The organism is Spirillospora sp. CA-128828, assembly GCF_050945415.1.
Lineage (GTDB): Bacteria > Actinomycetota > Actinomycetes > Streptosporangiales > Streptosporangiaceae > Spirillospora.
In genome coordinates, this window is sequence record NZ_CP191986.1 from 891,669 (window position 1) to 912,249 (window position 20,581).

The 20,581-nt window shown below is 69.9% G+C and carries 21 protein-coding genes and 1 pseudogene; 11 read left to right on the forward strand and 11 right to left on the reverse strand.

Annotated features, from left to right (window positions below; all coding sequences use genetic code 11):
* Position 1 precedes the first annotated feature (1 nt).
* From ACQPXG_RS04635 to ACQPXG_RS04665, 7 genes are all read left to right on the forward strand, one after another.
* Complete coding sequence (locus tag ACQPXG_RS04635) at positions 2–223, forward strand: hypothetical protein (RefSeq protein ID WP_433466368.1); 222 nt, start codon at positions 2–4, stop codon at positions 221–223.
* On the forward strand, positions 220–1,536 hold the full coding sequence (locus tag ACQPXG_RS04640) for an amidase (protein ID WP_433466369.1): 1,317 nt from the start codon (positions 220–222) through the stop codon (positions 1,534–1,536). Before ACQPXG_RS04635 ends, ACQPXG_RS04640 begins: the two co-directional genes overlap by 4 nt.
* Before the next feature lie 15 nt (positions 1,537–1,551).
* Positions 1,552–1,953: a hypothetical protein gene (locus ACQPXG_RS04645; RefSeq protein ID WP_433466370.1), complete on the forward strand. Its 402-nt coding sequence runs from the start codon at positions 1,552–1,554 to the stop codon at positions 1,951–1,953.
* A gap of 156 nt (positions 1,954–2,109) precedes the next feature.
* Positions 2,110–3,624, forward strand: a complete 1,515-nt coding sequence (locus tag ACQPXG_RS04650; protein ID WP_433466371.1) for a DUF3375 domain-containing protein — start codon at positions 2,110–2,112, stop codon at positions 3,622–3,624.
* On the forward strand, positions 3,617–4,288 hold the full coding sequence (locus ACQPXG_RS04655) for a DUF4194 domain-containing protein (protein ID WP_433466372.1): 672 nt from the start codon (positions 3,617–3,619) through the stop codon (positions 4,286–4,288). Before ACQPXG_RS04650 ends, ACQPXG_RS04655 begins: the two co-directional genes overlap by 8 nt.
* The gene (locus ACQPXG_RS04660; protein ID WP_433466373.1) at positions 4,285–7,629 is read left to right on the forward strand and encodes an ATP-binding protein; all 3,345 of its coding nucleotides are present in this window, start codon (positions 4,285–4,287) and stop codon (positions 7,627–7,629) included. The genes ACQPXG_RS04655 and ACQPXG_RS04660 overlap by 4 nt, the downstream gene beginning before the upstream one ends.
* Entirely contained in the window at positions 7,626–8,867 is a 1,242-nt protein-coding gene (locus ACQPXG_RS04665; protein WP_433466374.1) for a Wadjet anti-phage system protein JetD domain-containing protein, read from the forward strand. Before ACQPXG_RS04660 ends, ACQPXG_RS04665 begins: the two co-directional genes overlap by 4 nt.
* Here the strand turns inward: ACQPXG_RS04665 and ACQPXG_RS04670 are convergent.
* Both ACQPXG_RS04670 and ACQPXG_RS04675 read right to left on the reverse strand, forming a co-directional pair.
* Complete coding sequence (locus ACQPXG_RS04670) at positions 8,857–9,678, reverse strand: SDR family NAD(P)-dependent oxidoreductase (protein ID WP_433466375.1); 822 nt, start codon at positions 9,676–9,678, stop codon at positions 8,857–8,859. The genes ACQPXG_RS04665 and ACQPXG_RS04670 overlap by 11 nt on opposite strands.
* The gene (locus ACQPXG_RS04675) at positions 9,678–10,091 is read right to left on the reverse strand and encodes a PPOX class F420-dependent oxidoreductase (RefSeq protein ID WP_433466376.1); all 414 of its coding nucleotides are present in this window, start codon (positions 10,089–10,091) and stop codon (positions 9,678–9,680) included. Before ACQPXG_RS04675 ends, ACQPXG_RS04670 begins: the two co-directional genes overlap by 1 nt.
* A 117-nt stretch (positions 10,092–10,208) precedes the next feature.
* On the opposite strand from ACQPXG_RS04675, the gene ACQPXG_RS04680 reads away from it, so the two are divergent.
* Positions 10,209–10,748, forward strand: a complete 540-nt coding sequence (locus ACQPXG_RS04680) for a TetR/AcrR family transcriptional regulator (protein WP_433466377.1) — start codon at positions 10,209–10,211, stop codon at positions 10,746–10,748.
* 170 nt (positions 10,749–10,918) lie between these two features.
* On the opposite strand, the gene ACQPXG_RS04685 is transcribed toward ACQPXG_RS04680, so the two are convergent.
* Positions 10,919–11,506 carry a GNAT family N-acetyltransferase gene (locus ACQPXG_RS04685; RefSeq protein ID WP_433466378.1) on the reverse strand — a complete coding sequence of 196 codons (588 nt, stop codon included), beginning with the start codon at positions 11,504–11,506 and terminating at the stop codon, positions 10,919–10,921.
* A gap of 262 nt (positions 11,507–11,768) precedes the next feature.
* Positions 11,769–12,374, reverse strand: coding sequence for a superoxide dismutase (locus ACQPXG_RS04690; RefSeq protein ID WP_433469894.1), 606 nt, complete (start codon positions 12,372–12,374; stop codon positions 11,769–11,771).
* A 218-nt stretch (positions 12,375–12,592) separates the two neighbouring features.
* Between ACQPXG_RS04690 and def the strand changes: the two genes are divergently transcribed.
* Entirely contained in the window at positions 12,593–13,156 is a 564-nt protein-coding gene (gene def, locus ACQPXG_RS04695) for a peptide deformylase (protein WP_433466379.1), read from the forward strand.
* A gap of 106 nt (positions 13,157–13,262) precedes the next feature.
* Here the strand turns inward: def and ACQPXG_RS04700 are convergent, their stop codons facing one another.
* From ACQPXG_RS04700 to ACQPXG_RS04725, 6 genes are all read right to left on the reverse strand, one after another.
* Positions 13,263–14,462, reverse strand: coding sequence for a serine/threonine-protein kinase (locus tag ACQPXG_RS04700; protein ID WP_433466380.1), 1,200 nt, complete (start codon positions 14,460–14,462; stop codon positions 13,263–13,265).
* A gap of 205 nt (positions 14,463–14,667) precedes the next feature.
* Entirely contained in the window at positions 14,668–15,108 is a 441-nt protein-coding gene (locus ACQPXG_RS04705; RefSeq protein ID WP_433466381.1) for a MarR family winged helix-turn-helix transcriptional regulator, read from the reverse strand.
* Positions 15,105–15,521 (reverse strand): NADPH-dependent FMN reductase, encoded by a 417-nt coding sequence (locus tag ACQPXG_RS04710; RefSeq protein ID WP_433466382.1) that lies wholly within the window; start codon positions 15,519–15,521, stop codon positions 15,105–15,107. The genes ACQPXG_RS04705 and ACQPXG_RS04710 overlap by 4 nt, the downstream gene beginning before the upstream one ends.
* A gap of 175 nt (positions 15,522–15,696) precedes the next feature.
* Positions 15,697–16,716, reverse strand: coding sequence for an aldo/keto reductase (locus tag ACQPXG_RS04715; RefSeq protein WP_433469895.1), 1,020 nt, complete (start codon positions 16,714–16,716; stop codon positions 15,697–15,699).
* Entirely contained in the window at positions 16,716–16,952 is a 237-nt protein-coding gene (locus ACQPXG_RS04720) for a pyridoxamine 5'-phosphate oxidase family protein (RefSeq protein ID WP_433466383.1), read from the reverse strand. Before ACQPXG_RS04720 ends, ACQPXG_RS04715 begins: the two co-directional genes overlap by 1 nt.
* 74 nt (positions 16,953–17,026) lie before the next feature.
* The gene (locus tag ACQPXG_RS04725) at positions 17,027–17,512 is read right to left on the reverse strand and encodes a hypothetical protein (RefSeq protein ID WP_433466384.1); all 486 of its coding nucleotides are present in this window, start codon (positions 17,510–17,512) and stop codon (positions 17,027–17,029) included.
* A gap of 111 nt (positions 17,513–17,623) precedes the next feature.
* Between ACQPXG_RS04725 and ACQPXG_RS04730 the strand changes: the two genes are divergently transcribed.
* Entirely contained in the window at positions 17,624–17,983 is a 360-nt protein-coding gene (locus ACQPXG_RS04730; RefSeq protein WP_433466385.1) for an ankyrin repeat domain-containing protein, read from the forward strand.
* A gap of 72 nt (positions 17,984–18,055) precedes the next feature.
* Here ACQPXG_RS04730 and ACQPXG_RS04735 read toward each other — a convergent pair whose 3' ends face one another.
* Entirely contained in the window at positions 18,056–18,949 is an 894-nt protein-coding gene (locus ACQPXG_RS04735; RefSeq protein ID WP_433466386.1) for a sigma-70 family RNA polymerase sigma factor, read from the reverse strand.
* Between the two features lie 346 nt (positions 18,950–19,295).
* On the opposite strand from ACQPXG_RS04735, the pseudogene ACQPXG_RS04740 reads away from it, so the two are divergent.
* Positions 19,296–20,283 (forward strand): annotated as a pseudogene (locus tag ACQPXG_RS04740) (IS481 family transposase).
* Positions 20,284–20,581: the final 298 nt, after the last annotated feature.

Below are 20,581 nucleotides of genomic sequence, written 5' to 3' on the forward strand. Positions count from 1 at the left end.
GATGACGACGGTCCGCGGTAAGACCGGCGTCGCCGCCCCGCGCAGGATCGCCCACCCGGGTGCCGGGCTGGTCGGCGCGCTGATCGCCCCACCGCTGGCAGCGGCGACATCGGCCCGTCTGCCAACGACCTTCCATCCCTTCATCGGCAACGTCGCCTCAATGACCGTCTCTACGGCGCTGACCGTCGCCGTACTCCGTCTCATCCCTGGATTCGCCTCATGACCCTCGCAGAATTCGCCCAAGCCCTTCGCCGACGGGAGATCACCTCCCGCGAGCTGACCGAGACGGCGTTGCGCCGCACGCGCGAGCTGGATCCCGAGCTGAACGCGTTCGTTCTCATCGACGACGAAGGAGCTCGCGCCGCGGCGCGCACGGCCGACGAAGAACTCGCCGCGGGCATCGACCGGGGGCCGCTGCACGGCATCCCGGTGGCGGTGAAAGACCTCATCGACATGGCCGGTCTGCCCACCAGCTGTGGATCGGCCACAGCGTTCGGAGGCCCGGCGCCGGAGGACGCGGAGGCCGTACGGCGCCTGCGCGATGCCGGGGCCGTCATCGTCGGGAAGACGACCCTGCACGAGTTCGCGTATGGCGCGACCGGCGACCGATCCTTCCACGGCGCCTCGCGCAACCCGAACGACCCCGGCCGGATGTCCGGCGGCAGCAGCGGAGGCAGCGCCGTCGCGGTGGCCGCCGGCATGACGCCCCTCACCCTGGGCACCGACACGGCCGGGTCGGTCCGGGTGCCCGCGGCGCTCTGCGGTGCCGTCGGGTTCAAGCCCGCGTACGACGCCGTCTCCAGCGCGGGCGTGTACCCGTTGGCTCCGTCCCTGGACCACGTCGGGCTCTTCGCCGCCACGTCCGAGGACGCGCTGATCGGCTACCAGGCCCTGAGCGACCGGCCCGTGATCTCCCCGGCCGCCGTCGATGACCGCATCGCCGTCGGCTGGATCCCGCCCGAGTCCATCGCCGTGACGGATCGGCGGATCGAGGAGGTGACGCGACGGCTCGTGGGGAGAGCATTCGACACCGAGGTCGTCGAAAGGTTCTCCAAATGGGAACTGTTCGACGTCCTCTCCACCATTCAGGGCAGGGAGGCGTTCCAGGTGCACGAGCACCACCTGGCCGCGGACGAGGACCTCATCGATCCAGAGGTGCTCGCCCGACTCCACAAGGGTCGTGAGATCTCTGACCGTCTCTATGCCGAGGCCGACGAGGCCCGCCGCGAGCTCCGGGCCATGGTCGACGAATTGTTGTCGGTGTACGACGTACTGGCCCTGCCGACCGTGCCGATCGTGGCGCCGCCCGTCGGCGATCGCATCTTCTCCGTCGACGGCACCGACCTTGAGGTCCGCAGGGCACTGCTGTCACTGACCAGTCCGTGGAACCTGACAGGTTCGCCTGCGATCAGCGTGCCCGCGGGCCGGCTGGACGGGCTGCCGATCGCCGTCCAACTCGTCACGGCGCCGGGCAACGAAGGGCTTCTCTTCGCCGCCGCCCGAGCGCTCGAAACCACCCGGCACCCAGCCGAATAGCCCGAAGGGACTCTCATGCCATCGATCCAGGTCGACCTGCCGCTGGTCGCCGACGAGGACACCAAGCGGGCGTTCGCACATCGCATCGGCGTCATCTACGGAGAGATCATGCAGGTCGGCATGGATCTGCTCACCGTCTCGATCCACGACCTCGGACGCGGAGGGGTGTGGCGGTGCCATGAGTCAGGCCCGCCCACACCCTCTGCGCTGATCATGTGCGACATCCGGAGGGGCCGCCCGGCCGAAACCCGCGCTCTGCTGGCGCGATCTCTCATCGACGCCTGTGCGGAGACCTTCGAACTCGACGCTCTGTGGTTGAAGGTCGAGTTCACCCAGCACAACGGCGACGACATGTATCACCCGCATCTGGACGGGTTCAACAAGGACTGGCACGGCGAAGAGCGACCGGCGACGTGATCTAACACCGGTGCACAGTCCGTGGCTCCAGCCGATCACGGCTCGCAGGGTCTGCCGGTAGCGGTCGCGGGGCGCCGCCGGCCTGGACCTCACACCTGAAGCAAGTTGCGGTCACGGATGCGTGGGGTTGAGCGACAGGTCGTACTCTTGTCGGCGATGGGTACACGAGGTGTGGAGGGCGCATATCAGGGTGCGCTTCGGGCGTTCCAGAACCCGATGCTCGATCTGCTCCACCGGACCTACGCGCCGTTCGTGGTGACGGTGCTGGCGATGATGTTCACGCCGGAGCGGTCGACGGTGGCGGTGGCGGATGCCCATGCGGAGATCGCCGACGCCCTCGACCAGTTGCGGGCCGCGGGCTACGGCGACGAGGGCGACCAGCCGTTGCCCGCGGGGAATGCCCGTGACCTGTGCAGGCAGTGGGTGCACGCGGGCTGGCTGGTGCGGCAGGTCTCCGACGACGTCGAGGTGTACCGGCTGTCCGCACACGGCGTCGGCGCGCTCGAAGTGGCCGGCCGGGTCGGCGGGGCGCGGACCAGGGTGTCGGAGTCCCGGGTCCGGACGCTGCTGGAGGCGGTCGAGCGGCTCGCGCAGGACGCGGACCCGGACGTGATGGCCCGGATGGCGCGCCTCCAGACGGAGATCGATCAGCGCAGGCGAGAACTCGACCGGCTCGAACGGGGCGGCGTCGTCGAAACCGTCGCCGACGACCAGCTGCTCGAGGCGGCCGAGAACGTGCTGCATCTGGCACGGGAGCTGCCCGCCGACTTCGCCCGCGTCGCCGAGTCGATCAAGGCCATGCAGCGAGACGTCGTCGCCGACCTGCGGCAGGATGTGCGGCCGACCGGGGAGGTGCTGCGCGAGTACCTGGAGCGCGGCCGGCAGATCATGGACGCGACGCCGGAGGGCCGCGCGTTCGCCGGGGCGTTGCGCCTGATCGGCGACCCGGCACAGATCGACGACCTGTGGAACCTGCTGCGCACCGTGCTGCGGCACGGGTTCACCGACCTGATGCCGGAACCACAGCGGCGGGAACTCGCCGAGATCGCACGGCGGATCGAGCAGGGCGTCAAGGAGGTGCTGGCCGCGCAGCGGCAGGCGTCGCACGTCATCACCACCCAGGTGCGCAACCACGACCCGATGCGCGACCGCCAGGTGGACGAGCTGCTGCGGGACGTGATGGCCGGATTCCACACCTGGGTGCCCGGATCGCGCCGCGGCACGGTCGTCGCCCCGCTCCGCCGCCTGCCGGTGGCCGATGTCGGGCAGCTGCGTCAGACCATGAGCGACCTGCGGCCGCCCCAGCCACCCACTCCGCTGCGGGAATGGGACGAGGCGGAGGACGTGCCGGCCGCGGACACCCGGGCATGGGGTGGTCCGCAGTACGCCGAACTGCGCGCGCATCTGGCGGCGTTCGCGGGCGACGCGGACAGTGCTGACGTCGCGGCCGCGTTCCGTGCGGCGGCCGAGCAGATACGGCGGCCTGTGGATCTGCTCGGTCTGCTGGAAATCGCGCACGACTTCGGAATGACCGACACGGCTGAGATCGCGGTGGTCGACGCGGTCCGGCCGGACCAGACCCGGCGACGGCTCGCGTTCGGCGGCGTGCTGGCGGCGAACCCGGCAACGACCCGCACCGCAGACGAGAGGCCGGGAAACGACGATGAGTGAACCGGACGACGGCGCGGACGACCTGCCGAGCGGCGCGGCCGCCGGGTTCATCGAGCCGGTGGCGATGGAGGACGACCCGGCCGAACTGTTCGCCGGCGACACCGGCACGCTGGACGTGGACGTGCGGCGGGTCCTGGTACGGCTGCTGCAACGCAGGTTCCTGCTCGCGGAGAAGAGCCCGGCCCAGTGGCGCACGCTGCTGGAGAACCAGCAGATCATCGAGTCGCGGCTGCACGACCTGTTCGTCCGGCTCGTGGTCGATCACGACCGGGGCATCGCCTACAAGCAGCAGGTGCGCTCGGCGGAGTCGGACGTCCCGATCCTGTTGAGGGACGACCCTTACAACCGGGCCGAGACCCTGGTACTGGTCCACCTGCGGACCGTCTTCCAGCGGGAACGCGGTACCGGCGAGACGTCCGCGCGGGTCGACATCGAAGAGCTCGAACAGACCGTGCTGACCTATTTCGATCCGGACGACCACAACCTCGCCCGCGGCCAGCGCGAGATCCGCAACGCGGTGCAGCGGCTGGTCACCGAGGGCCTGCTCGCGGAGGAGTCCGCGGGCCGGTACCGGATCACGCCGCTGGTCGAGGTCGTGCTGAGCACCGAGAAGCTCACCGAGCTGAACCGGTGGCTGCGGGAGCAGAACGAGGTCGCTTCATGAGCATGATCGACACGCTGTTCGGGTTGATCCCGGCGGCGTCGCGGGGGCAGCAGTGGGTGGCGCGGGACCTGCAACTGGTCAACTGGGGCGGCTACGACGGGTATCACCGCGTCCGGTTCGCTCCCGGCGCGACCCTGTTCAGTGGCGGTTCCGGGTCGGGCAAGTCGACGCTGATGGACTCCTACATCGCGTTGCTGATGCCGCACACCACGCCTTTCAACGGGGCGTCCAACGGCGGGGTGGTCGGCCGGCCGCGCGGCAAGGACCAGCGCAACATCCTCTCCTACGCGCGCGGGAAACTCGACGAGTCACGGGCGGACGGTGAGACGAGGCTGCGGGTGCTGCGCGGGGACGGCCGCGACACCTGGTCGGCGATCGCGATGAACTGGGCCGACCAGAGCGGTGCGGTGTTCACCGCGCTCCGGGCCTGGTACGTGCCGTCGTCCGCGCGCACCCTCGACGACGTCGTCGTGGTCCGCGCCACCCGGGACGACGGCTACGACCTGCGCGAGCTGGACGGCCCCGCGGGCAGCAGGTTCGCCCGCGCCGCGGTCACCGCGACGGGCCTGACCTGCTTCGACACCGACCGGGACTTCACCGCCCGGCTGCACACGGCGCTGGGCATCGGTGCCGCCGGGGACGGGCACAAGGCGGTCGGGCTGCTCGGCCGGATCCAGGCCGGTCAGCAGATCACCACCGTCGACGCGCTGTACAAGACGATGGTCTTGGAGGAGCCGTCCACCCTCGCCACTGCCGACGAGGTGGTGCAGCAGTTCGACGAGCTGTCCGGCACCCGGGACCGGATGATCAATGCCCGCCGGCAGGTGCGGGCGCTGACCCCGATCCGCGACCACCGGGAGGCCATCGACGGCGCGGTGACACGGTTGCAGGTGATCGACGATGTCGGATCGTTCACCGACCCGGGGTCGCCCGCGACGTTGTGGCGGCACGAGCGCCGGCTCGACCTGTTGCGGGCGGCCGAGCGGGACCTGACCGGACGGCGCCGCCGGGCCGAGGAGGAGGCGCAGGAGACGGCCGCGCTGATCAAGGCGGCGGAGTCCCAGCGGGACGCGGTGCTCGACACCTTGCGCGCCTCCGGCGGCGACCGGCTGGACACCGCGCAACGGGAGATCCGTGGTGTGGAACTGCGGCTGGCCGACGTCGAACGCGCGCGGAAGCGATTGGACCACGTCCTGGGCACGATCGGCGCCACCGTGTCGACCGGTCAGGACTTCGCCGCGTTGGTCGACACGGCGCACCGGGCGCTGGCCGACTCCGACGCCAGGAGGATCGCCCAGAACGAATTCGCCGATGCGATCGCGGAGCGCAAGGCCGCCGAACGCGACCTGGCCGGGTTGTGCGCGGAGCACAGCGCGGTCAAGGCCCGCCGCGGCAACATCCCCACCGACCTGCACGCCGCCCGCGACCTCTTGGCCGATGCGGCCGGCCTCACCCCGGACGACCTGCCGTTCGTCGGTGAGCTGATCGAGGTGCGCACGGAGTTCGAACCGTGGCGGGAGGCGTTCAACCTGGCGCTCGGCGGGTTCGCCACCCGGATGCTGATCGACATCGGCCGCCTGAACGCGTTTCAGGAGGCGATCAACATGGTGCCCGTCGCCCGGCGCATCCAGTTCGAAGGCGTCCGCACCGGCATGCGCGACGAGGTCGGGCTGGACGACAAGACACTTCCCGGCCGGCTCGACTACCGGCCGTCGCCGTTCACCGCCTGGCTCAAGAGCGAACTCGCCCGCAGGTTCGACTTCGTGTGCGTCGAGACGCCCAAACTGCTGGTGCAGTACCCCAAGGCGCTCACCATCACCGGCCAGACGTCGCAGCGCGGCCGGGGCGCGCACGGCGGTCACGGCCGGGCGAACCTGCTGGGATTCACCAACACCAGGCTGCTCGCCGACCTCGACACCCGGATCGACCACGGCCGGGAACGCCATGACGACGCCGTCGCACGGGCGGCGAAGGCGGAGCAGGACCTCAACTCGTTCGAGGAGAGGCGCACCGCCTACCAGACGGTGACCGAACTGTCCTGGGACCAGGTGGACGTTGATTCGGTCGTCGCCGAACGGGACCGCTGGGAGCGGGTCATCACCGAGGTCCGCGCGGGCAACCCGGAGATCGACCGGCTGCAGCGGGAGGCGGAGGAGCTCAAGCAGCGGGTCACCGGGCTGACCGAGCGCATCGGTGGGCAGAAGCAGGAGGTCGAGCGGCTCGGGAGGTCCTGGGAATCGATCGTCGACGAGGTGGACGGCGCCCAGCGGGCGCTCGACACCGCCGCGGCGACCGGCACCCAGGTGAGCCGGGAACACCGGGAGTACCTCGCGGGGCTGTTCGACGACGCTCCGGACGGCGCCGACCCGGCGAGGGCGCTGGCGGAGTTCGACGCCGCGCACCGGCGCGGTGTCGAACGGATGCACGACGACCGAAAGTCGGCGGAGGAATCGATCAGCCGGTCACGCAAGGCGCTGCAGGAGACGTTCTCGACGTTCGTCGAGCGCTGGCCGAACCCGAACCTCGGCACCGACCCGGACGCCTCCTACCGCGACTTCGACCGCCTGCTCACCGACCTGGAGACCAGCGGTCTGCACGAGCTGGAGACCGAGTGGCGCGACAGCCTGCTCAAACTCTCCGGCAACGACCTGACCAGCCTGGACAGCGAGCTCGCCGCCGCGGTCCGGGAGATCCGCGACCGGATCGACCCGGTCAACCGCATCCTCGCCGGACTGCCGTTCGCCGACGACGGCCACCGGCTGCGCATCGACCCGCAGGAAAGCCACTCGGCGGTGCGCGCCCGGTTCCGCAAGGAGCTGCGCGACGTGCGCGCCGTCATCGACAAGTCGGCCACGGACGCCGACCGGGAACGCGCCTACCACCGCATGGCCAAGGTGATCGACCGCATCCGCCGCACCGCGCCTGATTTCGCCGACCTGGTCGACGTGCGCAACCACGTCCGGATCAGCGCGGAGAAATGCGACCTCGCCGGCGAGCATGTCGCGGTCTACGACCACATCGGGGAGAAGTCCGGCGGCGAGTCGCAGGAACTGGTCGCGTTCATCGTCGGCGCCGCGCTGCGCTACCAGCTGGGCGACGCGGGCGCCGAACGGCCACGCTACGCCCCCGTCTTCCTCGACGAGGCGCTGATCAAGGCGGACGCGCACTTCACCGGCCGAGCCATCGGCGCATGGCGCGGGCTGGGCTTCCAACTCGTCATCGGCGCCCCCAACGACAAGCACAGTGCGATCGAACCCCACGTGGACGCCGAATACCTGATCCTCAAGAACACCGAGGGGCGGTCATGGGCGAAACCCATCGTGGCGGTTCCCGACGCATGACCCCCCGACTGATCACCCCGGCCGACGCGGTCGAGTCGCTGCGCCGCAAGGTCCACCAGAAGTGGGCGGCAGCCGTGTGCGCCGACCTCGGCGTCGGAGACCCGGTCACGTTCTCAGTCCCGCTCCGCCCCGGCGTGTCGACCGGTAGCGCGGTGGCGCGGATCGGGCACGCCGCCTGGCACGAGTGGCACATGGGCTGGCGTGAGTTCGCCGACCGGCAGCCCGCGGGCGTGCTGATCGTCCGCAAGCCGGTGTCCGTCCAAGGCGTGACGGAGGACTACCCCACCACGCTCGTCGCGGGCCTGGACGCCGCCGTCGCCCTCGTCTCCGGAACCGAACCGCCGACTCTCGACATCGCCCGCGCCCGCGCGCTCGCGTCGTCGCTGCGGTCCACCGGCGCGGTCCTCACCCCGGCCACCGTCCGGGCCGCCTGCCGGCTCGGAGCCGACGACGCCGAGGTGCTGCTCAGCGCGGTGACCTGGCTGCGCCGCAACCCGGACGCGGGCGCATGGAGCGCACGTCAACTCCCGGTCCCGGGCATGCACACCAAGTGGCTCGACACCCATGGTGCATTGCTGCGCGACGTCGCCGGACGCGACGTCCGGGATGAGGTCCGGTCCCGTCCGACCGTGCTGCACCTGACCTACGTCGACCCCGACCACACCGCGTCGGGTCGCCGCAGGCACGACGCCTGGACCACCGGCGACACGCACGACATCGCCTACCGGCCGCGGATCGTCCTCGTCGTCGAGAACCGCGACTCCCGGCTCTGGTTTCCACCGGTGCCGGACACGATCGTGGTCGAGGGCGGCGGCAAGGCGGCCGCGGCCCTGCTCGCGAACGTGCCCTGGATCCGCGCTGCGGACCACGTCGTCTACTGGGGAGACATCGACGCGGACGGATACGCGATCCTCGACCGGTTCCGCGCCACGCTGGCCGAGCCCGCACCGGACGACGCACCACCGAAACCGATTCCCTCGATCCTGATGGACGCCACCGACCTGCACCGCTACGCCCAGCACGGGGTGAACCATGACAAGGCCGGTCGCCCCATCAACCCGTCCCCGGCGATCCTGCCGCACCTCACCGAAGCCGAGGCGACCGCCTACGACACCGTCGCAACCGCAGGCCCCACCCCGTTCCGCCGGATCGAACAGGAAGCGATTCCCCTCGCCCACGCCGCAACCCGTCTGCTGGACGTCTCCATGAGCTCTCAAGCGGGCCGTTTCAGGCGATGAGCTCGCGGGTCCGGTCATAGAGCCGCTGGGCGGCCTTGGGATCGAATCCCGGGCCGTCCATGGGGATCGGGCGGCCCATGATCGAAGCGGTAAGCGGCTCGGCGGGTGGATTGTTCAGCAGGTCGAGGATCGGCACGATGGCCTTCTCGACCGGTTGTGCGGTCCTGCGCATTGCTTCGATCTGGGCCGCGACGTGCGGGTCGTACTCGCCGGAGAGTGCCGTCGCGGTGCTGCCTGGGTTGTACAGCACGTACCGGACCTTGCGTGAGGGCCGGATCCGGGCGTATCCGGTGCCGAGCAGGTCGTTCAGCAGACCGCCCTGCATGAGCGCACCCTCGCCGTCGTAGTCCCGCTCGCGGCCGAGGTCGTCCCAGCGGATCTCTTCGGGGTTGGGCCCAGGACCCGCGACGTTGAGGATGACCGGCTCGTCGGCGGCGTCGAGCAGGTCGGTCATCTCATAGCTCATGACGAACCGGCTCAGGTAGAAGTGCGCGAAGGTGTTCTCGAGCCCCTCGGCCGTGACAAGGCGGGTGGTGCGAAAGTGCCGGGCGCACAGGATCAGTGCGTCCACCTTCGGGAAGTGCGTTCTGAGCTCTTGGATGGCTTGGCGGGTCTCGTCCATCAGGCTCAGGTCGGCGCGGACGAAGCGGGCCCGGTCCGCGGCGCCGAGCCGCCCGGCCGCATCGAGGAAGCCGGCTCCCTTGTCGGCATTACGCCCGATGATCGCGACGTTGTGGCCGCTCTCCAGGCAGGCGAGCCCCACCGCCCGGCCGATGCCGTCCGTGCCGCCTGTGATGACGAAGGTTTTCACTAGAACGTCCTTCCGAGGATCTCCTCAGGGGTGACGCGGACAGTGATCAGGTCGGTGGCGCGGGCCGCGGCCTCGGGGTTGTGCTCGGCGAAGGGCAGGCCGGTGTACTTGACCGACAGCGCGTCGATCAACTCGCGCCCCGTGTCGCGCTCGAGCGTCGCGGTGCCGCGGATCGCCGCGTAGGTGTAGGGCCTCCCGGAGGGATTCAGGAGCACGCTCACCCTCGGGTCCCGCCGCAGGTGCCGGCCCTTGACGTTTTCGGCGGCCGTCACGAAGAGCGGCTCGTCGCCGTCGCGCCCGATCCAGACGACCGACTGCTGCGGACAGCCGTCCGGACGGATCGTCGCCACGGTGGCGAACACGGGAGAGTCGAGCATCTCCCTCACCTTCTCGATCGCGATACCGAAAGCCACGCGATGACCTCCTCATCAGTTGTGTCACATAACTGTAGCATTTACTGATTCAAGTTCCACTGTAGTGAGGCGGCTTGCCGGTGAGCCGTCAGCCTGGTGGGTAGGATCGTGGTCGCCATGAGAGCCGACGCTGTACGCAATCTCGACGCGGTCCTCCAGACCGGCGCGCGCCTGCTACATCAGGACCCGGCCACGAGCATCGCGACGATCGCCGCGGAGGCGGGCGTTGATCGGCGCACCGTCTACCGCCGGTTCGTCGACCGCGAGTCGCTGGTGGCCGCCATCCACCGCGCCAAGCTCGACGCCTGCCAGGAGGTCGTCGACCAAGCGCGGTTGGACGAGGCGCCGGTGCCCATCGCGCTGCACCGCTACGCCGAGGGCATCATCGACGTCAGCCGACGCTGGCCCATCGACCTGAGCCGGCTACAAGATGACGAAGAGTCGGCCCTCCGCCTGCACGAGCTGATCGGACGCCTCGACACCTTCATGGACCGGGCCACACGCGAAGGCGTGATCAGGCCTGATCTGCCCCGCCGCTGGGCCCGATCCCAGCTCATACACCTGACCAACCTCGCCGCCCACGAGATGCCGGAGCTCACCCCCGCCCAGGGCGCCGACCTCATCGTTCAGTCGCTACTCAAGGGGATCGGCACCTGACCGGCCCACGATCTGCGCGTTGCCCGCCGCGTCGCCGACCGCGTCGTCGTCCTGGACGAAGGCCGCACCGCCTAGGACCTGCCCGCGGCCGAACGACAACGCACGGCAACCGGCCACCCGGCGGCTGCTGGAAGCCTCCGCTCTCGCTCCCGCATCGCGGTAGAAGCCGATCAGAGCGGATCGAGCTCCGCCTGCGTCTCCCGCGCCGCGGTTGACGGGCCCGTGCGGCCGAGGGTGTAGACCGACATCGGCAGCTGCGGGTAGAAGTCGGCGGGCAGTGCGACGGCCCGGCGCCAGCCCAGCCGCTGGTACAGGCGCGCGGCCGGCGCGCCGGGATGGGTGATCAGCCAGGCGGTGTCCCAGCCCGCGACGGCCCCGGTCAGCAACGTCCTCCCCAGGCCCCGGCCCTGATGGGCGGGGTGGACGAACAGCTCGGCGACCTCGAAGGCGCCGCGCGTCAACGCGGCCGCGTCCTCCGCTCCGGCCGCCCGGACGAGCGTCGTGTAGATCCGGTTGCCGGACAGATCGGACGGCGTGGGCCAGCCGTAGCAGACACCGGCCAGCCTGCCGCCGTCCCGGACGATCCACGCCCCGAATCCCGGACGCTCCGTGGACGCGGCCAGCTTGCCCGGATAGTCGGCGAGCCGCGCGGACGTCTCCGACCAGGGCGGAGCCGCGTAGCACCGCCGGTAGAGACCGGCGATCTCTTCTCCGATCCGCCGGGCCGCCGGCCCGTCCAGCCGCATCACATCTTCCACCCGGACCCCTTAACGCGATCAACTTGCTGTTGCGAACATCATGCAATAAGAGGTCGTCGTTGAACAGGGCGCGCACTCGGCGGCCGACACATCTCGCCTGGGCCATGCTCGATCGAGCCCCTGCGCACCTCCCTGGGGCGACCTGAACGCCATGGGCGGCGGCGGGTGGAGAATGCGGAGCGGCGCCCGCCGGACCCGGGGAACGTGTTCTGAGCATGATCCGGGGTCCGGCGGGCGCCGCGGTCCGCGGGCCTGAAGCGGGTCAGGCGTTCTTGGCGGCGGTGAGGCGATTGGCGACGTCGTTCCAGTTCACCAGGTCCCACAGCTTCTGGACGTAGTCGGGCCGCACGTTGCGGTACTGCAGGTAGTAGGCGTGCTCCCAGGCGTCGAACACCAGCAGCGGCATGGAGCCCATGCCCACGTTGCCGTGGTGGTCGTAGACCTGCTGGACGATCAGCCGCTGCCCGAGCGGCTCCCAGCCGAGCACGCCCCAGCCGGAGCCCTGGACGGTCGCGGTCGCGGAGGTGAGCTGCTTCTTGAACGCCTCGAACGAGCCGAAATGCTCGTCGATGGCCGAGCCGAGCTCGCCGTCGGGGCGGTCACCGCCGTCGGGGGACAGGTTGTCCCAGAAGATCGTGTGCAGGACGTGCCCGGACAGGTTGAACGCCAGCGTCTTCTCCAGGCCGACCAGCCCGCCGAGCTGGTCCTTGTCGCGCGCCTCGTCCAGCTTCTCCAGCGTGTCGTTGGCGCCCTTGACGTAGGCGGCGTGGTGCTTGGCGTGGTGAAGCTCCAGGATCTCCCCGGTGATGGCGGGCTCCAGGGCGGCGTAGTCGTAAGGAAGGTCCGGCAGTGAGTACGTCATGATCACCACTATTGCAAATATATTGCAACTGCATCAAGAATGCAGCCATGTCGCCCCCCGAACCCCCCGCCCGGACCACACGCGGCGCCGCTCCTGGGCCCTCAGCCGGATGCGTGCAGCAGGTCCCCGCCCCCCGCTCGCCGGCCTTACCCTGGCGACCGACCCCTCGGCTCCGCTTCACCAAGCTGCGCTCGACCCGTTTAACCAGTCAGAAAGGTCCCCGCATGACAGGCACAGCTCACCCCATCACGCTCGTGGGCACTCCTGTGCTGCACCACCCCTGCCGGCCGGTCGAACGCTTCGACGACGAGCTCGCTCAGCTTGTCGAGGACATGTTCGCCAGCATGTACGCGGCCCGCGGCGTCGGGCTGGCCGCCAACCAGATCGGTGTCGATCTCCGGGTGTTCGTCTACGACTGCCCCGACCTGGACGGCGAGAGACGCAAGGGCCTCGTGGTCAACCCCACCGTCCGGACACCCGCCGGACCGGGCAGAACCCTCGACGACAGCGAGGAGGGCTGCCTGTCGGTGCCCGGCCCGTACGTGTCCCTGCCGCGCCCGGACACCGCCGTCTGCGATGGCTTCGACCAGTCCGGCGACCCGATCACCGTCGAGGGCACCGGCCTGCTCGCCCGCTGCCTCCAGCACGAGACCGACCATCTCGACGGTCGCCTCTACATAGACCGGCTCCCGGCCAAGGCACGCAAGAAGGCCCTCGAAGAGTTCGAGGCCCGCCGCGCGGCCCCCGCCCAGGACACCGGCGACGACGACAGAACGCAGATCGCCTGAGGGGTCGCCGCCAGGTCGCCTCCACGGGCCCGCAGGCGCGGGAGCGCGGCGGCCGAATGGCCGGATCCGCTGTGGCCCGCCGGACCCGGTCTTGGACGGCCCGGGCTCACCTGGGCTTGAGGAGTGCGGTGGGATTCGATCGCTGGGCGGTGGGGGAGCCGGCCGGGGGTGGCGGGGCGGTGCGCCGGTCGCCGGATCGGGTGATGGCGATGATGGCCAGGGCGATCACGGCGACGATCAACGCGCCCAGGGCGGCGGTCAGCAGCGGGTGATGCGCCGACCACGACACCGGTGAGGGCGGCTGGCCCGGGGACGGGGACGGCTGCTCGGCGGTGCGGGCGTGTCGGCCTGTCGGGGCTAGGGGCGGCAGGATCTGTGTGGCGGTGGTCGGTTCGTCCACCGTGGCGTTGTCGCGACTGATGCGGCTGATGAGCTCAAGGGCCTCGGCGACGCGGGTGGCGTCGGCGGGACGCGCTGCGGGGTCCTTGGCCAGGAGCCGCAGGATCGCCTGCTCAAGTTCCACGGGCACGTCAGGGCATAGCCGGGCGGGCGGGACGGGAGCGTCGTGCATGTGCCGTTGGAGCACGTCCACCTGGGTGTCGGCGGTGAAGGGCGGCTGCCCGGTGCACAGCTCGTACAGCATGCAGCCCAGCGCGTACAGGTCGCCGGCCGGGCTAGGCGGGAACCTGTGGGCCAGTTCGGGAGCCAGGTAGCCCGCGGTTCCGATGATCAGGCCCGCCGTCTGCCCGGTGGCCTGCGTGGGGGCGGGCGTGTCCATGGGGCTGGCGATGCCGAAGTCGGTGAGCTTGAGGGTGCCGTCGTCGGCCAGCAGCAGGTTGCCGGGTTTGACATCGCCGTGCACCAGGTCGGCGTCGTGCGCGGCGGCCAGTGCGCGGGCCGTCTGCGCCCCCAGCGCCGCCACTTGTGCTGGTGGTCGTGGACCTTGCCTGTGCAGGATCTCCGCCAGGTTCGGGCCGGTGACAAGTTCCATCACCAGGAACATCCGGTCTCCGTCGGTGGCCACGTCGTAGATTCGCACCACGTTGGGGTGTACCAGGCGCGCGGCGCCACGGGCCTCCCGCCATACCCGTTCGCTCACCGTGCCCATCACGTCCGCGCGGGTCGTGCTCGCGGGCTGGTCGGGGGCGGGTGCGGGGTCCAGCAGCTTGACCGCCACCATGCGCCTCAGCGCCGCGTCCTCGGCGGCCCACACCTCGGCCATTCCACCCCGGCCGACCGGCTCGATCAGCCGGTACCGCCCGGCCAGCACCACCGAGGCTTCGGCCGCGCGCCCATGCCTGCCCATAACCCCAATCCCCGTCACCCGCCGGCCCGCAATCGGCCGACATGGTGCTTTGCTTGGGTTCGTCACCCTTTCCTTTAGAGCGCCCCATCTTGCGGGGATGTCACACCGTCACTCTCGGTGGTCTCTCTGGAGTCATCGCCATCCCTTCCAGCGGAAGAGGTCTTGATCAGGCTGGGAGGAGCCCCGCCCCAGCTACGAGTGCGGGCTATTCGAGGTTGTCGCGGATTGCGGTCAGCAGGCGGACGAACTGCTGGGCCTCGGTGTCGGTGAGCCCGGCGGTGGCCTGGGCTTCCGTCTCCGCCCATGCGGCCGTCACGGCGTCCACGACGGCCTCGCCGCGTTCGGTCAGCCGCAGGCGTGTCACGCGTCGATCGCCGGGGTCGGTGGTGCGTTGGATGAACCCGGTCCGTTCCATCCTGGTGAGTGCCTTGGCGATCGTGGGTTGTTCGAAGCCGATCCGCTGGACGAGTTCCGCTTGGGTCGTGTCGGGGTTGTGGTGGATGTCGACGATGAGGAGTTCCTGGCCCAGATGCAAGCCGAGTTGTGCCATACGGCGTTGCAACACCGCACGGTGCGCCCGGGTGGCGTGGGCGAGCGCGTAACCGACGGGCCCGTTGTCCGCGGCGATCTGACGCCCGGTGGTCATGCCGGGACCACCTGCCGATCGGTTTGAACTCGGGTGAGAACGCGCTGCCACAGTTCGGCGATTTCGCGTCGCGGGTCCTCGCCCACCAGGACACCGTGGTCGTCGAGGTGACGTTGGGCGTGGCCGATCGCGACGTCGAGGTCAGAAAGGATCTCGGCGCCGGACCGCCGGAGCAGGTCGGCGAGCTGCAGTTGGGCGAACGCGCCGCCGAACCGGTTCGGTGAGGCGCTCATCAGCACGACGGGCTTGCCGGCCAGCGGGCGAGGCGGTGCGAGAATCCCCAGCCAGTCGACGACGTCCTTCATGTTGCCGGGAATGCCGCGGTTCAGCTCGGGCGTCACCAACAGCAGCACATCAGCCGCCGCGACCCGGTCTCGCAAGGTCGCGACGACCGGCGGGAACGGACGCCCCATGGTCGTTGACGCGGGGTACCTCGGCGTTGCCGTCCCAGGCCTCCACTTGGAGGGGGGCATCGGCCAGTTCTTGTGCGGCCAGCAGCAACGCAGCCGGATATGTAGTTTTGGCGAACGGGCGTCTCGGCCAGGCCATGGGGCGCTACCGGCTTACGACGACGTCGCCTCGCGCGGGCTACCTTGGGAAGAGCCGTCCGGCAGGACGTATCGCGCCCTTCAATCGGGATTGGTAGTCCCCGAACAGCCACGGGCGGGGGCCGGTGTTGATGTCGGTCGGGTAGCCGATGTCGAACTCCACGGCCGAATCCAGGCGTTCTACGGCGTCCGCCGGGAGGGCGACGTCCAGGGCGCCCAGGTTGTCCTGGAGCTGCTCGACGGTGCGCGCGCCGATGATCGGGTGCACCGCTTGGGAACGGGCTCGTGTCCAGGCGATCGCTACCTGGGATGGGGTCACCCCCAGTTCCTGGGCGACCTCCCGTACGGCGCGTGCGGCCTGGTGGTCGTGCGGAGTGAGGGACTCGGGGGCGACCCTGGTGCCGGTCGGGGCTTGGCCGCTGCCGGAGAACTTGCCCGACAGCACCCCACCGGCCAGTGCCCCGTAGGCGGCCACGCTCATCCCGTAGGCCTCGGCCATGGGGAGCAGTTCCCGCTCGATGTCACGTTTGAGCAGGCTGTAGCGCACCTGCACGGCGGCGAACGACGTCCATTCGCGCCACTCGGCCAGAGTGTTCGCCCTGGAGACGAGCCAGGCGGGCAGGTTGGACGCGCCGACGTGGAGGACCTTCCCGTCGCGGACGGCGTCGTCCAGCGCCCGCATGGTCTCCTCGATCGGCGTGTGCTGGTCCCAGGTGTGCACCCAGAACAGATCGATGTAGTCGGTGCGCAGCCGCCGCAGGCTCGCCTCCAGGGAGAGGGCGAGGTTCTTGCGGTGGCTTCCGCCCGCGTTGGGATCGGTGGCGTCCCGGGACAGCGTGTACTTGGTGCTCAGCACGAAGCGGTCCCGGCGGTGCCGCAGCAGGTCACCGAGGATCTTCTCGCTGTCGCCGTAGGCGGAGGCGGTGTCGATGACGTTGCCGCCGGCGTCGGCGTACAGGTCGATCATCTTGCGGGCCTCATCCGGGCCGGTGAAGGTCATCGCGCCCAGGAACAGCTCCGAGACGCGCAGCCCGGTCGGGCCGAGCAGCCAGTAGCGCATCACTTCACGTCCCTGGCGGACAGTTCGAAGGAGTCGGTTTGGCGCCGGGCGTCGCGGAACTTCTTGCTGGCGGCCATGCCGGTGCCCGCGTGGCCCCCGATCACGATGGTCCCGGTCTCCGGGTCGCAGAACACCCCGACCGGCACGATATGCGGCCGTCCGTCCGGGCCGACCGTGGCCAGCCGCCCGAGCAACTGGCCGTTCAGATAGTCGATCTCGTTGGCGGTGAAAGTCATACGCCTCAGTCTGTGACGCCGGGCGAGCGCGGGGGAGGCCGGGCTGAGGCTAGCCCTGAGGGGGCCACGATCCGCTAGCTGGCGGCGGGGCTCAGCGAGATGACCGCCTTGGAACCCTGGGTCGCCACGACTCTCAGGTCGATGGATTGTTCGCCACGCGGCGCGGCCCATGATCCGGAGTAAGGCGGCTCCAGGAACCGCAGCCGGCCGCCTCCACCCTCGGGATAGGTGTATCGCCAGGTCGAGTCGGCGGGGTCGAACGAGAATTTCTTGAAGCCGAACCGCCGGTCCAGGGGGATTGTCGTCCGCTCGGTGACAAGGATCTCGCACTTCCCGTCCCGGCAGGCCTTCACGTCATCGCCGTCCGCGGGTACCGGGAAGCCGGGCTTGGTCGCTGGGCTCTGACCTGGCGTGACGGTGCTCGCCGGAGGAGGAGTGGTGCGGTCGGCCCCATTGGGCCGCGGTTGACTCCGCGCGGGTTCCCCGGAATCCCCACAGCCCGCGCACGCGAACGCCAGCCCGAGCACCGGGACAACGATTGGCCTGATGGTCATCTTCACGCGCGACATTGTGGCAGTGGTCGGTTGGGACCCCTCCCGAGCTACATCCCTGTCACATCGGCTCCTCGTCTGGGCTCATAGGTACGAGTGCAACCACGCGAGGAGGGCACAATGCAGTTCGTAGAAGCCGTTGAGGCTGCCGACGAAGCGACGATGCGGTCGATGCTGGCCGCCGATCCCGGGCTGCGCGATCGGCAGGCGGATTTGGTTACGCGGATGGCCGAGGCGCGCAACTGGTCAACGGTCCGGCTGCTGATCGATCTTGGCTTCGGCGTCAACGCTGTCACCGCCGCCGGCGCCACCGCCCTGCACTATGCAGCGGCAGCGGGCGAGTTGTCGATCGCGCGCCTGCTGGTCGAGCATGGCGCCGACCACACTGCTCGCGAACCCGAGTTCAACGCGCAGCCGGCGGGCTGGGCACAGTACTTCAAGAAGCCGGAAACCCAGAAATATCTCGAATCCCTGGCCTGATGCCGAGCCGTCCGGTCGCGCGGCATCGGGCCCTCGACTCGTCGAAACAGGGCTCGCCATCCCGCTCGGCACTCACCGTCCTGTTCGCTTCGGCCGGTTGAGGAGGGCGGACGGGAGGCGGTGGACGCGGTCGGGGTCGCGGACAACGTCGATCCTGACGATCTTGTCGCCCGCGACGGTGAATGCCATGACCGAGAACGGCCGCCCGTCGCGGATGGTCAACGCTCCGATCGCGCCGTTGACCAGCGCGGGGCGCAGGTCGCCGCCGCGTGGGGCGCGGGCCTGCTTGGCCACGGCCGGCGCGCCGCGCACGACGGTGGGCGGCCGGGTGGTGCCGAAGTCGGTGCGCAGGACGACATCGGGGTCAAGGACCTGGACGAGGGCGTCGAAGTCGCCGGTCCACGCAGCTGCGAAGAAGGCACGGACGACCCGCCGCTGGCGCGCCAGATCCGGATCGGGTGATGGGATCTCGGCGCCGCGCACCCGGCGCCGCGCACGACTGGCGAGTTGCCGTGCGGCGACCGGGGTGCGGCCCGCGATGTCGGCGATCTCCTCAAACGACAGTTCGAACATGTCGTGCAGCACGAACGCCAACCGTTCAGCAGGAGTGAGCTGGTCGAGCACGACGAGCAGGGCCAAGCTCACCGAGTCGGCCAGCAACGCCTCCTGCTCGGGGTCGAGGTCCCCGTCCGGGATGACGACCAGGTCGGGCAGGTGCGCGGCGAAGGGATCCTCCCGGCGGCGCCGGCGGGAGCGCAACATATGCAGGCACTCCCGGGCGACGACGGTGGTCAGCCATCCGCCGAGGTTGTCGATCTGCTCCGCGTCGGACCGGCTCAGCCGCAGCCAGGCATCCTGAACGGCGTCGTCCGCGTCAGCCGGCGAGCCGAGCATTCGATAGGCCACCGCCCGCAGCCGGGGTCGGTGCTGCTCGAAGCGCGCGGCCAGCCACTCGTTCTCGTCCAATCGGTCACACCATCCCATCGCCAGGGTTCACAGAGGTGAACCCTCAGACACGGCGAATGTGACGCGCCTGGCCCGGCTCACTGCGTGCCGCGGTGCCGATGCTCACGCTGACCCAGTTGTCCAGCAACTTGGTGCACGTCGCAACACCCTGCCCAACCACGCCAGCCGCCAAGCCGCCATCTACGGCGTCAGCGCGATCCCGCGCTCGGGTCGTGCACGCCCGCGGCCTGCGCTAGGTGTACTTGGTCATGATCTTGGTGACACCTGACCGGTAGGTGTTTGATCAGCAAGAAGACCTCCGGGCGTAGTGGGGTTTCACCGACTTCACCGACGCCCGGAGGTCTTGATGGGTCACGCTAACGCGCGGCTGACGTTTCATGGCAGATGCCTGCTGGTTCGCCGCGTCGTCTTCGATGGCCGCCCGGTCGCGCATGTGGCGTCCGAGTTGGGGATCTCGCGGCAGTGCGCGCACCGGTGGGTGGGACGGTTCCGCGGCCAGGGCTGGGACGGGCTGGCCGACCGCCGCAGCGGTCCCCGCTCGTGCTCGCAGCGGTCCCCGCTCGTGCCCGTCGCGGACCCCGGCCGTGGTGGAGGAGCGGGTGCTGGCCGCCCGCGAACGCCTTCGTGCCGGCCCCGACCACATCGCCGCCGCGACCGGGGTGCCGGCCCGCACCGTCACCCGCATCCTGCGCCGCCACGGCGTTCCGGTGCTGGCGGCCTGCGACCCGCTGACCGGCCAGCAGATCCGGGCGTCCCGCAACAGCGACCGGCGTTACGAGCACCCGGCACCCGGCGACATGATCCACATCGACGTCAAGAAACTCGGCCGGATCCCCGACGGCGGCGGATGGCGCGTCCACGGCCGCAGCGAACCCGTCCGCGGCCGCGGCATCGGCTACGACCACGTCCACACCGCCATCGACGACCACACACGGCTGGCCTACGCCGAGGTCCTGCCTGACGAGAAGGGCACCACCTGCGCGGCGTTCCTCACCCGCGCCGCGGCGTTCTTCGCCGCCCACGGCATCACCCGCATCCACCGGGTCATGACCGACAACGCCAAGAACTACCGGACCAGCCACGCCTTCCAGCAGGCCTGCACCGACCTGGGCGCCCGCCAGAAATTCACCCGCCCGCGCTGCCCGTGGACCAACGGCAAAGCCGAACGCCTCAACCGCACCCTGACCACCGAATGGGCCTACCGCCAGCCCTACACCAGCAACGACCAGCGCACCCAAGCCCTCGAATCCTGGCTCGAGCACTACAACACCCAACGCCCCCACTCGGCCCTGGGCGGCCACCCACCCATCACACGACTGACACCAAGATCATGACCAAGTACAGCTAGGACGGCGCCGCCGACTGCGCACCGTCCAATCCGCTCTTGCGGGGCAGGACTCTCGACAAGCCCTATCGTTGCAGGTTGGAAGCACTTCTCACAGTCAGGGTCAGGATGGGCAGGACCACCCCGTGAAAGCGTGAGGTTGGCCACGCCGTTTTGGGCTTTTCGGTCGTCCACTCCGTGGAAGTGCGCCATCTGCCCTGGTGAAGCATGGCGAGCTCCCATTTAGGTATTTTTCGGAAGAAGTGGACATCTTGGTACAGACGCCTCGATGGCGTGCCAAGGTCTCC